This window comes from Pseudomonas sp. 1176_21 (genome assembly GCF_052850635.1).
Genome location: NZ_VXCV01000004.1, coordinates 24903 through 38968, shown reverse-complemented (window position 1 = coordinate 38968; position 14066 = coordinate 24903). Strand labels below are relative to the sequence as shown.

At 63.5% G+C, this 14066-nt stretch carries 15 protein-coding genes; 8 read left to right on the top strand and 7 right to left on the bottom strand.

Going from position 1 to position 14066, the window contains the following annotated elements; genetic code table 11:
- Position 1: 1 nt before the first annotated feature.
- The gene (locus FW760_RS10955; RefSeq protein ID WP_043864111.1) at positions 2–598 is read right to left on the bottom strand and encodes a septation protein A; all 597 of its coding nucleotides are present in this window, start codon (positions 596–598) and stop codon (positions 2–4) included.
- A 66-nt stretch (positions 599–664) separates the two neighbouring features.
- Between FW760_RS10955 and FW760_RS10950 the strand changes: the two genes are divergently transcribed.
- The 7 genes from FW760_RS10950 to arfB all read left to right on the top strand — a co-directional run bounded on the left by FW760_RS10950 (position 665) and on the right by arfB (position 7638).
- On the top strand, positions 665–1528 hold the full coding sequence (locus FW760_RS10950) for a PHP domain-containing protein (protein WP_043864110.1): 864 nt from the start codon (positions 665–667) through the stop codon (positions 1526–1528).
- A gap of 13 nt (positions 1529–1541) precedes the next feature.
- Positions 1542–2171 (top strand): L-threonylcarbamoyladenylate synthase, encoded by a 630-nt coding sequence (locus tag FW760_RS10945; protein ID WP_116055308.1) that lies wholly within the window; start codon positions 1542–1544, stop codon positions 2169–2171.
- Positions 2172–2299: 128 nt separating this feature from the next.
- Positions 2300–2998, top strand: a complete 699-nt coding sequence (locus tag FW760_RS10940) for a segregation and condensation protein A (RefSeq protein ID WP_162484885.1) — start codon at positions 2300–2302, stop codon at positions 2996–2998.
- Between the two features lie 18 nt (positions 2999–3016).
- Entirely contained in the window at positions 3017–3781 is a 765-nt protein-coding gene (gene scpB / locus FW760_RS10935) for an SMC-Scp complex subunit ScpB (protein ID WP_116053190.1), read from the top strand.
- A 153-nt stretch (positions 3782–3934) separates the two neighbouring features.
- Positions 3935–4999, top strand: coding sequence for a 23S rRNA pseudouridine(2605) synthase RluB (rluB, locus tag FW760_RS10930; RefSeq protein ID WP_054916588.1), 1065 nt, complete (start codon positions 3935–3937; stop codon positions 4997–4999).
- Between the two features lie 703 nt (positions 5000–5702).
- Positions 5703–7124, top strand: a complete 1422-nt coding sequence (locus FW760_RS10925; RefSeq protein WP_043864106.1) for an amino acid permease — start codon at positions 5703–5705, stop codon at positions 7122–7124.
- A gap of 100 nt (positions 7125–7224) precedes the next feature.
- Entirely contained in the window at positions 7225–7638 is a 414-nt protein-coding gene (gene arfB, locus FW760_RS10920; protein ID WP_043864296.1) for an alternative ribosome rescue aminoacyl-tRNA hydrolase ArfB, read from the top strand.
- On the opposite strand, the gene FW760_RS10915 is transcribed toward arfB, so the two are convergent.
- From FW760_RS10915 to phhA, 5 genes are all read right to left on the bottom strand, one after another.
- Positions 7632–8831, bottom strand: coding sequence for an MFS transporter (locus tag FW760_RS10915; protein WP_058540765.1), 1200 nt, complete (start codon positions 8829–8831; stop codon positions 7632–7634). The two genes, arfB and FW760_RS10915, sit on opposite strands and share 7 nt — an antisense overlap.
- Positions 8832–8968: 137 nt before the next feature.
- The gene (locus FW760_RS10910) at positions 8969–9100 is read right to left on the bottom strand and encodes a hypothetical protein (protein ID WP_255002693.1); all 132 of its coding nucleotides are present in this window, start codon (positions 9098–9100) and stop codon (positions 8969–8971) included.
- Between the two features lie 205 nt (positions 9101–9305).
- The gene (locus FW760_RS10905; RefSeq protein WP_116053193.1) at positions 9306–10499 is read right to left on the bottom strand and encodes an amino acid aminotransferase; all 1194 of its coding nucleotides are present in this window, start codon (positions 10497–10499) and stop codon (positions 9306–9308) included.
- Positions 10499–10855 (bottom strand): 4a-hydroxytetrahydrobiopterin dehydratase, encoded by a 357-nt coding sequence (locus FW760_RS10900; protein ID WP_036994257.1) that lies wholly within the window; start codon positions 10853–10855, stop codon positions 10499–10501. Before FW760_RS10900 ends, FW760_RS10905 begins: the two co-directional genes overlap by 1 nt.
- Positions 10856–10899: 44 nt before the next feature.
- Positions 10900–11688, bottom strand: a complete 789-nt coding sequence (gene phhA / locus FW760_RS10895; RefSeq protein WP_043860279.1) for a phenylalanine 4-monooxygenase — start codon at positions 11686–11688, stop codon at positions 10900–10902.
- A gap of 272 nt (positions 11689–11960) precedes the next feature.
- Here phhA and FW760_RS10890 point away from each other — a divergent pair, with 272 nt between their 5' ends.
- Positions 11961–13520, top strand: coding sequence for a sigma-54-dependent phenylalanine hydroxylase transcriptional regulator PhhR (locus FW760_RS10890; RefSeq protein ID WP_043860280.1), 1560 nt, complete (start codon positions 11961–11963; stop codon positions 13518–13520).
- A gap of 87 nt (positions 13521–13607) precedes the next feature.
- Here the strand turns inward: FW760_RS10890 and FW760_RS10885 are convergent, their stop codons facing one another.
- Entirely contained in the window at positions 13608–13868 is a 261-nt protein-coding gene (locus FW760_RS10885) for a DUF2790 domain-containing protein (protein WP_043860281.1), read from the bottom strand.
- Positions 13869–14066 lie beyond the last annotated feature (198 nt).

Sequence of the window (14066 nt, the reverse complement as noted above, 5' to 3'; positions counted from 1 at the left end):
GTCAGTCCTCGGTCTTGGGGGTAGTAGGGTCGCTGTCGTGCAGGTGGCGGGACAGGTAGACACCCTGGCCCACCAGGAACAGTACGGTCATGCCCAGGCTGCCGAATACCTTGAAGTCCACCCAGATGTCCTGGAAGGTGAAGGCAACGAACAGGTTGGCCGCGCCGCAGAACAGGAAGAACGCGATCCACGCCAGGTTCAGGCGCGTCCACACCGGCTCGGGCAAGGTCAGCGCATGGCCCATGATGCGCTTGATCAATACACGGTCACCAATGAAGTGACTGCCCGCAAAAGCGGTGGCGAACAGCCAGTTCACCGCCGGGGCCTTCCACTTGAGGAAGGTCTCGCTGTGGAAGGCCAGGGTCAGGCCGCCAAATACCAGGCATGCCACCAGGGTCAGCCACTGGCCCTTCTCCAGCTTGCGCTGGCGGATCAGCAATGCGCCATACACCACCAGCGAGCTGATGATCAGCACCGCCGTGGCGCTGTAGATGCCGCCCAGCTCGAACGACTGGCCGGCAACGTCGACCGTGCGCGGGTCGAGCTTGTAGACGATGAAAAACAGGAACAACGGGATGAAATCGATGAATTGTTTCACAGTGGCAGCCAGAAGCAGGATGTGACGGCATAATAACAAACATCAATGAGAGCGTATGCGCCACCTATGAATGTTGATCTGCACTGCCACAGCACCGCTTCCGATGGCGCCCTGTCGCCCACGGCGCTGGTCGCTCGCGCCCACGAACACGGCGTGCGGATGCTTTCGCTGACCGACCACGACACCCTCGAAGGCCAGCTCGAAGCCCAGGCTGCCACCCAGGCGCTGGACATGCAGTGGGTCAGCGGGGTCGAGCTGTCCTGCACCTGGGGCGGGGCGACGATTCACATCCTGGGCTACAACTTCCCGCTCGATGCCGAACCGCTGCAGCGCGCCGTCGAGTCGCTGCACCGTGGACGCTGGCTGCGCTCCGAGGAAATCGACCGGCGGCTGGCGCTCAAGGGCATGCCCGGCGCGCTGGACGGCGCCCGTGCCATCCAGCAGGAGCTGGGTGACAGCGGCAATGCGCCGGCCCGTCCGCACTTTGCCGAGTACCTGGTGCGTGCCGGCCACGTCAAGGACCGCGGCGAAGCCTTTCGCAAGTGGCTGGGCGCCGGCAAGCTGGGGGATGTGAAGCTGCACTGGCCAAGCCTGGAAGACACCGTGCAGACCCTGCGCCAGTCCCACGCATGGGTCAGCCTTGCCCACCCGATGCACTACGAATTAACCCGCAGCAAGCGTCGACGCCTGATTGCCGACTATATTCAAGCAGGTGGCCAGGCGCTGGAAGTGGTGAACGGGATGATGCCCGCCGAACAGGTGGGCACGATGTCGATCCTGGCCCGTGAGTTCGGTCTGCTGGCCAGCGCCGGCAGCGATTTCCATGGCCCGGGCGCCTGGTCTGAGATCGGTGTCTACCGGCCGTTGCCGGAGGACCTGCCACCCCTGTGGCGTCGATTCAAACATGAGCAGCCCACTGCACCCGTCTGAACAGGTAGAAAACGTGAGTCAATTTTTCCAGATTCATGCGGGAAACCCGCAACCGCGCCTGATCAAGCAGGCCGTCGAGATCATCCGCAAGGGTGGGGTGGTGGTCTACCCTACCGATTCGTCCTACGCCATGGGTTGCCAGATCGGCGACAAGTCTGCCGTGGAGCGCGTGCGCCGCTTGCGCGGGCTGGACAAGAGCCACAACTTCACGCTGATCTGCTGCGACCTGTCGCAGATGGGCCTGTTCGCCAAGATCGACACCGCCACGTTCCGCCTGCTCAAGGCGCATGTGCCGGGGCCCTATACCTTCATCCTCAATGGCACCCGCGAAGTACCGCGCCTGCTGTTGCACGAGAAGCGCCGCACCATCGGCCTGCGCGTGCCGCAAAACCCCATTCTTCTGGCCTTGCTCGAAGAGCTGGGCGAGCCGTTGATGAGCGTCAGCCTGATCCTGCCAGGCGACGACGAACCCATGACCGACCCGTACGAGATCCGTCAGCGCCTGGAAAAACAGGTCGACCTGATCATCGACGGCGGTTACGGCGACCTCAAGGCCTCCACCATCATCGACCTGACCGGGGAGGAGGCGGTGCTGGTGCGTGAAGGCTGCGGCGACCCTGCGCCCTTCATGGCCGAAGCGTGAACCAGGTCGCTGCGGTCGAGCCGGCCCTGGACCCACAGGCCGGCGCCCAGCAGGAGCTGCCACTGGTGATGGTGTATGGCGAAGCCATGACCGAGATGCCGGTGGACCTGTACATCCCGCCCGATGCGCTGGAAGTGTTCCTCGAAGCCTTCGAGGGCCCGCTCGACCTGCTGCTGTACCTGATTCGCAAGCAGAACGTGGATATTCTCGACATCCCGGTGGCGGAGATCACGCGCCAGTACATGGGCTATGTCGAGCTGATGAAGACCGTACGCCTGGAACTGGCCGCCGAGTACCTGGTGATGGCCGCGATGCTGGCCGAGATCAAGTCGCGCATGCTGCTGCCGCGCTCTGCCGAAGTGGAGCAGGAAGAGGACGATCCGCGTGCCGAACTGATTCGCCGGCTGCAGGAGTACGAACGTTTCAAGGCCGCCGCCGAAGGCATCGACGGCCTGAGCCGGGTTGGCCGCGAGGTGATCGTACCGCGCCTGGAGGCACCCCAGGCCAAGGCGCGCAAGCTGTTGCCCGACGTTGCGCTGGAAGAGGTGCTGATGTCGATGGCCGAGGTGCTGCGCCGCGGTGACATGTTCGAGAGCCATCAGGTCAGCCGCGAGGCGCTGTCGACCCGCGAGCGCATGAGCGATGTGCTCGAGCGCCTCAAGGGCGGCGGCTTCGTGCCCTTCGTCGAGCTGTTCACGGCCGAGGAGGGCAAGCTGGGGGTGGTGGTGACCTTCATGGCCATCCTCGAACTGGTCAAGGAATCTCTCGTCGAACTGGTGCAGAATGAGCCCTTCGCTCCCATCCATGTCCGCGCCCGGGCCGAATAACCGTACACGAGCACCCCAATGAACCTGACCGACCCCCGTGACCTGGCGTCGCTGCTGGAAGCCTTCCTGCTCGCCTCTGGCAAGGCGCAATCGCTGGAGCGCCTGTACGAGCTGTTCGAAGAGGCCGAGCGCCCTGAGCCCGGCGTGTTCAAGAAGGCCCTCGAGGTGCTGCGCAAGTCCTGTGCCGGGCGCGCGTTCGAGCTCAAGGAAGTGGCCTCGGGCTACCGCCTGCAGATCCGCGAGGACTACGCGCCCTGGGTCGGGCGGCTGTGGGAAGAACGGCCGCAGCGCTATTCGCGTGCGTTGCTCGAAACCATTGCGCTGATCGCCTATCGCCAGCCGATCACCCGTGGCGAGATCGAGGATGTGCGGGGCGTGGCGGTGAACACCAATATCATCAAGACCCTGCTCGAGCGCGAGTGGGTGCGCATCGTGGGCTACCGCGAAGTGCCCGGCAAACCGGCGATGTTCGCTACCACCAAGGCCTTTCTCGACCACTTCAACCTGAAGAACCTCGACGAGCTGCCCTCGCTGGCCGAGTTGCGCGAGATGGAGCCCGAGCCATTGCTGGAAGTGGATGATGCACCGGTGCCGGCCCACCTGCAGGCCCTGGCCGACGAGAGCGCCGAGCCAGAAGCCCCGGTCGAGGAGACCAGCTTTCACAGCCTGTTGCTGGAGCTGGACTCGATGGAGCAGGGGCTCAAGACCGACTTCGACGACCTGCTCGAGCAAGCCGATGAACCCGATGAGGGCCAGGCAGCGCCCGGTTCGCCGCAGGGCTGAGCGGCCTTCGAGCGGAAAACAGCGTCCTGGGGTGCAATATCGGCTAGTCTGTGGTGCGTTTGTCGTCGGTTCGGCGTATGATTCGCGACCTTTTTTGGCGCTTGTTTGGCCAATTCAATGATTTTCAGCAGCACTACACCGGGAGGTGCCCAGATGAGTGAACAGGATCTGCACGATAGCCCGCCGCGTCCAGCCGGCGAAAAACTGCAAAAGGTACTCGCGCGCATCGGCGTGGGTTCGCGCCGCGACGTCGAGGCCTGGATCAGCCAGGGTCGCATCAAGGTCAATGGCGTGGACGCCACCCTTGGCCAGCGCGTCGACATGCACGACGCGATTTCGGTCGACGGCCGCCTGATCAAGCGTGAAGAAGCCGCCGAGACCGTGCGCCGCGTCATCATGTACAACAAGCCCGACGGCGAGATCTGCACCCGTGACGACCCGGAAGGTCGCCCGACCGTGTTCGATCGCCTGCCGCGCCCGAAAGAGGGCCGCTGGATCAACGTCGGTCGTCTGGACATCAACACCACCGGCCTGCTGATGTTCACCACCGATGGTGAGCTGGCCAACCGCCTGATGCACCCGTCGTCCGAAATGGACCGTGAATACGCAGTGCGTGTACGCGGCGAAGTGGACGAAGACATGATCGCGCGCCTGAAGGCGGGCGTGGTGCTCGAAGACGGTCCGGCGCGTTTCACCGATATCCAGGAAGCCCCGGGCGGTGAAGGTTTCAACCACTGGTACCACTGCGTGGTGATGGAAGGCCGCAACCGTGAGGTGCGTCGCCTGTGGGAATCCCAGGGCCTGGTGGTCAGCCGCCTGAAGCGTGTGCGCTTTGGCCCGGTGTTCCTCAACAGCGACCTGCCGATGGGCCGCTGGCGCGAAATGAGCCAGGGCGAAGTGGACATCCTGGCTGCCGAAGTGGGGCTCAAGCCGGTGGCAATGCCGGCGATGAAGGCCAAGGTCAAGGACAAGCTCGAGCGCATGCAGCGCAAGTCGTCCAAGCCGGTGGGCCGTGGCGAGCGCGTGCGCACCCTGCGCCCGGCCAAGGAAGGTGGCGCGACCACCGAGCGCGCAGCGCGCCAGCCGCGTGACGACTCGCCACGCAAGGGCCGCAGCACCGTGGCCGAGCGTCCGAGCGACATGAACAAGCGCAAGCCGGCCGGCTCCGCACCCAAGCGGCCGGGCAGCAGCCGTGGCAAGCCGCCGCGGGCTGAGTAAGCGCTCACACAAGCCAACCTTCGGGTTGGCTTTTTTGTGCCTGTGGTGTTTTCACGTGCCCTTCGCCGGCAAGGCCGGCTCCTACAGGCATTGCACTCGCAGTGTAGGAGTCGGCGTTGCCGGCGGAGGGCCGGCGCAGACACTCCAAGGCAACCAGTGGAAACTTTTTGAACCACGTCGTAAATAATTCGTTACGACTTGTGGCGTACTGATTGGGCAAGCCAGCCCATTCTTCAGGCTGTAAACAAACCTTGCCGAAAACGTCGGCGACCCTCACCTTCTGTCCACGTCAACCTCTTGCCCAACCCCCGCAACCACGGTGTGATAGCCGCCATTGCCAAGTGCAAAAGCCCCGCCGCAGAGCTGGGCAAGCCATAACAAGAAATGGAGGCGCCATGCACGCCGTACACTCCCCCAGGCTTCAGAACCCCCGCCGGACCGCTGCGTCTTGTCATCCGACAGTCACGCAACGTGTTGACCCCTGCGCCAAAGCAAGGGTATACAATGCGCCGCGTTTTAACTGTGACCCAACTGCGTACCGCGCAACCTTGCTGACTCCGGGCTGATTCGCCTCGGGCTGCCGCCCGTACCGAAGGCTCTGGTCCAAGACTCCTCAAGGTATACCACCTTGTTAATTCCGCTGCGCCACGAGCGCGGTGGGTCCGATTCCGTCACAGATAAAAACAAACAGGTGACTCCGTTCATGAGTGGACAAAACTCGCATTCAGGTGAGCTCAAGCGTGGCCTGAAAAACCGCCACATCCAGCTGATCGCCCTCGGTGGCGCTATCGGCACCGGCCTGTTCCTGGGGTCGGCCGGGGTGATGCAATCGGCCGGCCCGTCGATGATCCTGGGCTATGCGATCTGCGGCTTCATTGCCTTCCTGATCATGCGCCAGCTGGGCGAGATGATCGTCGAAGAGCCGGTGGCCGGCTCCTTCGCCCACTTCGCCCACAAGTACTGGGGCGGTTTCGCCGGCTTCCTGTCGGGCTGGAACTGCTGGGTGCTGTACATCCTGGTGGGGATGTCGGAGCTGACCGCGGTCGGCAAGTATGTCCACTACTGGTGGCCGGAGATCCCCACCTGGGCCTCGGCAGCCGCATTCTTCATCCTCATCAACGCGATCAACCTGGCCAACGTGAAGGTGTTCGGCGAGGCGGAGTTCTGGTTCGCGATCATCAAGGTGCTGGCCATCGTCGGCATGATCGGCCTGGGCAGCTACCTGCTGGTCAGTGGCAGCGGCGGCCCTGAAGCCTCGGTCACCAACCTGTGGGCCCACGGCGGTTTCTTCCCGCACGGCGTCGGCGGCCTGGTGATGGCCATGGCGATCATCATGTTCTCCTTCGGCGGCCTGGAAATGCTCGGGTTCACCGCAGCCGAGGCCGACAAGCCGAAGACCGTGATCCCCAAGGCGATCAACCAGGTCATCTACCGCATCCTGATCTTCTACATCGGTGCCCTGGTGGTACTGCTGTCGCTGACCCCGTGGGACAGCCTGGTCAGCAGCCTGACCAGCTCGGGCGATGCCTACAGCGCCAGCCCGTTCGTGCAGGTGTTCTCGCTGCTGGGCAGCAACACCGCAGCGCATATCCTCAACTTCGTGGTGCTGACCGCGGCGCTGTCGGTGTACAACAGTGGTACCTACTGCAACGCGCGCATGCTCTACGGCATGGCCGAGCAGGGTGATGCGCCGGCCAGCCTGGCCAAGATCGACAAGCGTGGCGTGCCGGTACGCTCGATTCTGGCGTCGGCAGCCGTTACCGTGGTGGCGGTGCTGCTCAACTACCTGATGCCGCACAGCGCCCTGGAGCTGCTGATGTCGCTGGTGGTGGCGACCCTGGTGATCAACTGGGCGATGATCAGCTACTCGCACCTCAAGTTCCGCCAGCACATGGACCGTACCGGTCAGAAGTCGCTGTTCCGCGCGCTGATCTACCCCTACGGCAACTACCTCTGCCTGGCGTTCGTGGTGTTCATCCTGGGCATCATGCTGCTGATGCCGGGCATCCGTGTATCGGTGTACGCGATTCCGGTATGGCTGGTGGTGATGTGGGGCTTCTACTGGCTCAAGAGCAAGCGCAGCGCCAACGGCGCCCCTGCAGTGCCGAGCGCCGCCCTCAAGTAAGCGCAGGATGCTGCAATGAAAGCCCGGCCTTGTGCCGGGCTTTTTGGTTTTGTGCACCAGGGCGGGTATCCTGAAGGCCAATTCGCGCAAAGCCAGGCCCATGCTGATCATTTCCAACGCCGTGCACATTCCCGATGACGAGATCGAATTGAACGCCATTCGCGCCCAGGGCGCCGGTGGGCAGAACGTCAACAAGGTCTCCAGCGCCGTGCACCTGCGTTTTGACATCAATGCCTCGTCACTGCCGCCGTTTCACAAGGAACGGTTGCTGGGCCTGCGTGACAGCCGGATCACCAGCGACGGGGTGATCGTGCTCAAGGCCCAGCAATACCGTACCCAGGAGCAGAACCGGGCCGACGCCCTGGAGCGCTTGCGCGAACTGATTCTGGCGGCGGTGAAGGTCGAGAAGGCGCGGCGGCCTACGCGCCCGACCCTGGGCTCCAAGACCCGTCGCCTGGAGTCAAAGAGCAAGCGCGGGGCGATCAAGGCCGGGCGCGGCAAGATCGACTACTGAAGCGTGTGGCGTACCGGGTTCAGTCGTGCCTGGCGGTACAGGTAAAGGCTGAGCAGCAGGCCGCACAAGGCGGCGATTGCCGCAAACAGAAAGATCGAGGCAAAGCCGAAACCTGCCGCCACGGCCCCCGCCAGTGGTCCAGTGATACCCAGCGACAGGTCGATGAACAGTGAGTAGGCCCCCACCGCGGCACCGCGGTTGGCCGCCGGCACCAGATTGACCGCCTCTACCCCCAGCGCCGGGAATACCAGCGAAAAGCCGAAGCCGCTCAGTGCCGCACCGGCCAGTGCCAGTTCGGCGCTGGGGGCCAGCCACAGCAGCAACAGGCCGATCGTCTCCACGCTCAGGCAAGCAATGGCGACACGGTAGCCGCCCAGACGGTTGATCAGGTTGCCGAACAGCAGGCGTGCGCTGATGAAGCTGGCACCGAACAGGCTCAGGCACAAGGCGGCGTTGTGCCAGGACTGGCTGGCGTAGTACAGGGTAATGAAGGTGGCGATGGTGCCAAAGCCGATCGAGCCCAGCGCCAGCCCCGAGCCATGCCCGAACACCCGCCCCAGCACATGCAGAAACGGCATGCGCACGCCACTGACGATCGGCGCCGCCTGCTTGGGCCAGGCCAGCGCCAGGCCTGCCGCGCACAGCAGCAGGATGCTCACGCCCATGCTCCACAGCCCCAGCTGCTGTACCAGCACCACCCCCAGCGGTGCGCCGATGGCCAGCGCGCCGTAGCTGGCGATGCCGTTCCAGGAGATCACCTTGGCGGTGTGCTGCGCGCCCACCCGGCCGATGCCCCAGCCGATGGCGCCCGAACCCACCAGACTTTCGGCGCTGCCCAGCACCAGGCGCCCCACCAGCAGGCTGGTCAGGCTCATCCAGGGCGTGGCCTGCAGCCAGGCGGCCAGCAACATGAACACGCCGCTCAGGCCGCAGCCGGCCAGGCCGTACATCACCGCACGCTTGCAGCCCTGATTGTCGATGAGGCGGCTGGCATAGGGGCGGCTGAGCAGGGTGGCGAGGTATTGCACGCTGATCACCAGGCCGGCGACCACGGCGCCGAACCCCAGGGTGTCGTGCACGAAGCCGGGCAGCACGGCCAGGGGAATGCCGATGTTGAGGTAGCCGATGAAGGTGAACAGCACGATGGAGACGACTTGCAGGGTGACCGCCAGGGGGCGCGGTGTGACAGGCATGGAAGGTCCGGGAGGTGACGGGCTGGAGTGCCTATCATAGACCTGTGGAGCGCGGGGAGGGTTCTTGGCGGTGTGAAAACCCGTTGCCGGGGTCGTCCCCTGTCGTAGTGGTTTTCACACGCCGGGTAGTGCGCGGTTTATTCCTGTTCGGCGCTCGGGGTTTCGTCGCCATCGGAATCTGCCACGTGGGCAGGTTCGGCGCTGAGAGGAGCAGCAGGCTGCTCGGCTTGGTTCAGGCTTGGGAAGGGAAGATTCGGGATTTCATGCATCTCGTCGTTCCTCGCAAGTTTATAAGGTGGAAAGGCTGCGCAAGGCGCGCTTGGCTTCGATAAAGCCTGGGCAGGATACAGGAGTCTGGATGACAGTATGAATTTTCCTGCTGATTGGTGGCCTTCAGCGACGCTTCGCCGGCAAGGCCAGCGCCTACACGGATCGACGTCGTCCCTGTAGGAGCCGGCCTTGCCGACGAAGGGTTCAGCGACAGACGTCCGCGATGGCCGCCGCCAGCACCTGCAGCCTGGCCGCATCCGCCCCGGCGATGTTCGCCCGCCCGGTACCGACCATGTACACACTGTGCTTCTCCCGCAGTTGCGTCACTTGCTGCGGTGAGAGGCCGGTGTAGGAGAACATTCCGCGTTGCGCGGCGATATGCGCGAACCGCTCGCTCAGCCCATGGGGCTGCAGCGCCTGGACCAGGCCGACCCGCAGCATGGCGATGCGCTGGCGCATGGCGTCGACTTCGTCGGCCCACAGGCGCTTGAGCGCCGGATCGCCAAGAATCGTCGCCACCACCGCCGCGCCATGGTCTGGCGGCGTCGACCACAGGTTGCGTGCAATCGATGCCAGCTGACTGCGCACATCCTGCAGCTTTTCGGCGCTGTCGGCGCATACCAGCAGCGCACCGGTGCGCTCGCGGTACAGGCCGAAGTTCTTCGAGCACGAACTGGTCACCAGCAGCTCCGGCAGGGCCTGGGCAAACAGCCTCACGGCCCAGGCATCCTGCTCCAGCCCGTCACCGAAGCCCTGGTAGGCGAAGTCGATCAGCGGCAGCAGTTCGCGGCGCTTGACCACTTCCAGCACCGCCTGCCAGTCCTGCTGCGACAGGTCGAAGCCGGTGGGGTTGTGGCAGCAGGCGTGCAGCAGCACCACATCGCCCGTGGGCACCGATTCCAGTGCCGCGAGCATGCCGGTCACGTTCAGGCGGTTGTCTGCGCCCACATAGGGGTAGTGGCTGACCTTCAGGCCGGCACTGGCGAACAGCGTTTCGTGGATCGGCCAGGTCGGGTCGCTCAGCCAGATGCCACGCCCTGGCAGGCACTGGCGGATGAACTCCGCCGCCAGTCGCAGTGCGCCGGTGCCGCCCGGGGTTTGCGTGGCGCCTGCGCGCCGGGCTGCGAGCAGTGGCGCGTCGTCACCAAGTACCAGTTGCGCGATCAGTTGTCCGAAGGCTGCATCCCCGTGACCGCCTACGTAGCTCTTGCTGGTCTGGTCGTCGAGCAGGCGCTGTTCGGCCAGCTTGACCGCCCTGGGCACCGGGGTAAGGCCCTGGGCGTCCTTGAACACGCCAACCCCCAGGTCGAACCTGTCGGGGTTGGTGTCCCTGGCGTACGCCTCCATCAGCCCCAGAATCGGGTCGCCTGGCACGCGCGCGATGGCGCCGAAGTGCATTACTTGCGACCTTCTGCGGTGCTGGCGACCTCATCGGTGCGCGCGGCCATGATGAAGTCGTTGCGGTGCAGGCCCTTGATCGAGTGGCTCCACCAGGTCACGGTGACCTTGCCCCACTCGGTCAGCAGGCCAGGGTGATGGCCTTCGGCTTCGGAGATTTCGCCCACTGCGTTGGTGAACGCCAGGGCATGTTTGAAATTCTTGAACAGGAACACTTTTTCCAGCTGCATGATGCCGTCGCGCACTTCGATGTTCCAATCCGGGATCTGCTTGATCAGTACCGGCAGTTCTTCGTCGCTGACCTGTGGGGCGTCGGCACGGCAGGCTTCGCAATGGGCTTGGTTCAAGGCGTTCATAGGTGATTCTTCCGCAAGTGGTTGTTATAGGTGTACAGGGTGGCTCAAGCGGCCACCTTGGGGGGGAATTTGGGGGCGTGCAGGCCCAGCTGCATGGCGCGTTGAACCATGCCCATGATGTCTTCGTGGGCCAGGTCGAACAAGCGCTTGAGCTGCGGCAGGGCGAAGTACACCGGCTGCAGGATATCGATGCGATACGGCGTGCGCATGGCCTCGAGCGGATCGAAGGCCTGGTGTTCCGGTTCGTCGGACAGGCTGTAGACGGTTTCCTTGGGCGAGGAGAGGATGCCGCCGCCGTAGATCCTGCGGCCCTGCGGGGTGTCCACCAGGCCGAACTCGATGGTCATCCAGTACAGGCGGGCCAGGTAGACGCGCTGTTCCTTGGTCGCGGCCAGGCCGAGTTTGCCGTAGGTGTGGGTGAATTCGGCAAACCAGGGGTTGGTCAGCAGCGGGCAGTGGCCGAAGATCTCGTGAAAGATGTCGGGCTCTTGCAGATAGTCGAGTTCTTCTTCGGTGCGAATGAAGGTGGCCACCGGAAAGCGCTTGCTGGCCAGCAGTTCGAAGAAGGTCTGGAAGGGGATCAGGGCCGGCACGCGGGCAACTTGCCAGCCGGTGGTGGCGCCCAGTACCTGGTTGATCTCGCTCAGTTGCGGAATGCGGTCATGAGGCAGGTTCAGTTGTTCGATGCCGTCCAGGTACTCCTGGCACGCGCGCCCCTCGATCACCTTCAGCTGGCGGGTGATCAGGGTATTCCACACCGCATGTTCCTGCGGCGGGTAATCGATAAAACCCTGCGCATCGGGCTCGCGGGCCACGTAGTGCGTCTGTTTCATGCTGCTCTCCTGATGAGGGCCTTTATTGTTATAGGGTGGCTTTCGCCATGCCCTAGGAATACCCCCTCACCCTGGTGTTTGCATCCCGTTGCCTCGTGCCCGGCGGGCCGTTCAACCGTATTTTTGTAACGCAGATTTTACGGTGGTGCCGAAGTGCCGAGAAAACGCAGGTGCTGGTAGCTGTGAATCCGCCTTTTTGTAACGTATTCTTTACGAGAGTTCATGCCGTTGTGCAGATAGTTGGCCTCGTCTTCTTGTTTGTAGGACCTTTCATGCGTATCAAAGTGCACTGCCAGAACCGCATCGGTATCTTGCGCGACATGCTCAACCTGCTGGTCGAGTACGGGATCAACGTGGCCCGCGGCGAGGTGGGGGGCGAGCATGGCAATGCCATCTACCTGCACTGCCCGAACCTGATCAACCTGCAGTTCCAGGCGCTGCGCCCCAAGTTCGAAGCCATTACCGGCGTGTTCGGGGTCAAGCGGGTGGGCCTGATGCCCAGCGAGCGCCGGCACATGGAGCTCAATGCCTTGCTGGGTGCGCTGGATTTTCCCGTGCTGTCGATCGACATGGGGGGCTCGATCGTCGCGGCCAACCGTTCGGCGGCGCAGTTGCTCGGGGTGCGGGTGGACGAAGTGCCGGGCATTGCATTGTCGCGGTATGCCGAGGATTTCGACCTGCCGGAGTTGGTGCGGGCCAACAAGTCACGCATCAACGGCTTGCGGGTGAAGATCAAAGGCGATGTGTTCCTGGCCGATATCGCACCGCTGCAGTCCGAGCACGATGACAGCGAGGCGCTGGCAGGGGCCGTGCTGACCCTGCACCGGGCTGACCGAATCGGCGAACGCATCTACAACGTGCGCAAGCAGGAGCTGCGTGGGTTCGACAGCATTTTCCAGAGCTCCAGGGTGATGGCGGCGGTGGTGCGCGAGGCACGTCGCATGGCGCCGCTGGATGCGCCACTGCTGATCGAGGGCGAGACCGGTACCGGCAAGGAGTTGCTGGCCCGTGCCTGCCACCTGGCCAGTCCGCGTGGGCAGGCGCCGCTGATGGCGCTCAACTGTGCCGGGCTGCCCGAGTCGATGGCCGAGACCGAGCTGTTCGGCTACGGGCCGGGGGCGTTCGAAGGCGCCCGCGCCGAGGGCAAGCTTGGCCTGCTGGAACTGACCGCGGGCGGCACGCTGTTTCTCGACGGCGTGGGTGAGATGAGCCCGCGCCTGCAGGTGAAGCTGTTGCGCTTTCTGCAGGACGGTTGCTTTCGCCGGGTGGGCAGTGACGAGGAGGTGTACCTGGATGTGCGGGTGATCTGCGCGACCCAGGTGGACTTGTCGGAGTTGTGCGCCCGCGGCGAGTTTCGCCAGGACCTGTATCACCGCCTCAACGTGCTGTCGCTGCACATTCCACCGCTGCGCGAATGCCTGGACGGCCTGGCGCCGCTGGTGGAGCATTTTCTCGACCAGGCCAGCCGCCAGATCGGCTGCCCGTTGCCGAGCCTGGCACCGGCGGCGATGGAGCGCCTGAGCCAATACCATTGGCCGGGCAACGTGCGGCAACTGGAGAACGTACTGTTCCAGGCGGTTTCATTGTGCGACGGCGGGGTGGTCAAGGCCGAGCATATTCGCCTGCCCGATTATGGCGCGCGCCAACCTTTGGGCGAGTTTTCCCTGGAAGGTGACTTGTCGCAAATAGTCGGTCGTTTCGAAAAAGCCGTACTTGAAAGTTTGCAGGGTGAATTCCCCAGTAGCAGAGCACTGGGTAAACGCCTGGGCGTTTCGCATACCACCATTGCCAACAAGTTGCGTGATTACGCAATCGGCAAAGTTGTGGAGTGACTTGAAAGGCGGGGAAGTTACTGTTTGCAGCGAGGGTGCGCCTCGTCGACACAAGGCCCGAGGCGCAACTACCGTCAGTGTGCTCTATCAGCCGTTGGAGCACCCGTTACCCATGACGCGGTATTCGAGAATGTGCTTCTGGCCTTGGGAGTCCTCGTAGGTCATGCGGGCCGGAACCACTTCGCAGACGTTCGGGACTTCGGTCATGGAAATGACTTTGGCGATGTCCAGATGTTGCGAGTAACTGTATTGTTCAACCGGAATCTGCTCGGCGGAAACATCTGCAACTTCAGCCGCCATGGCCGATGCGCAAAAACTACCGAGTGCCAATACCAGTAAAGCTTTCATCTTCAAGTTACCTGTCTAAGGTCGTAAGGGGTCACGCTGCGCTTGTGGCGCGGCGTGTGCAGCAAGTTGAAACTTTCAGGGTTATCGCGGGATTAACATGCCTTCGTGGGGGCTGTTACCAGTTAATTCGCGTTGCCGTTGCTGGCGAGGTGAATTCTAGGAGTGTGGCGGGCCCCGAAACAGAGCCCGTTTTGATAA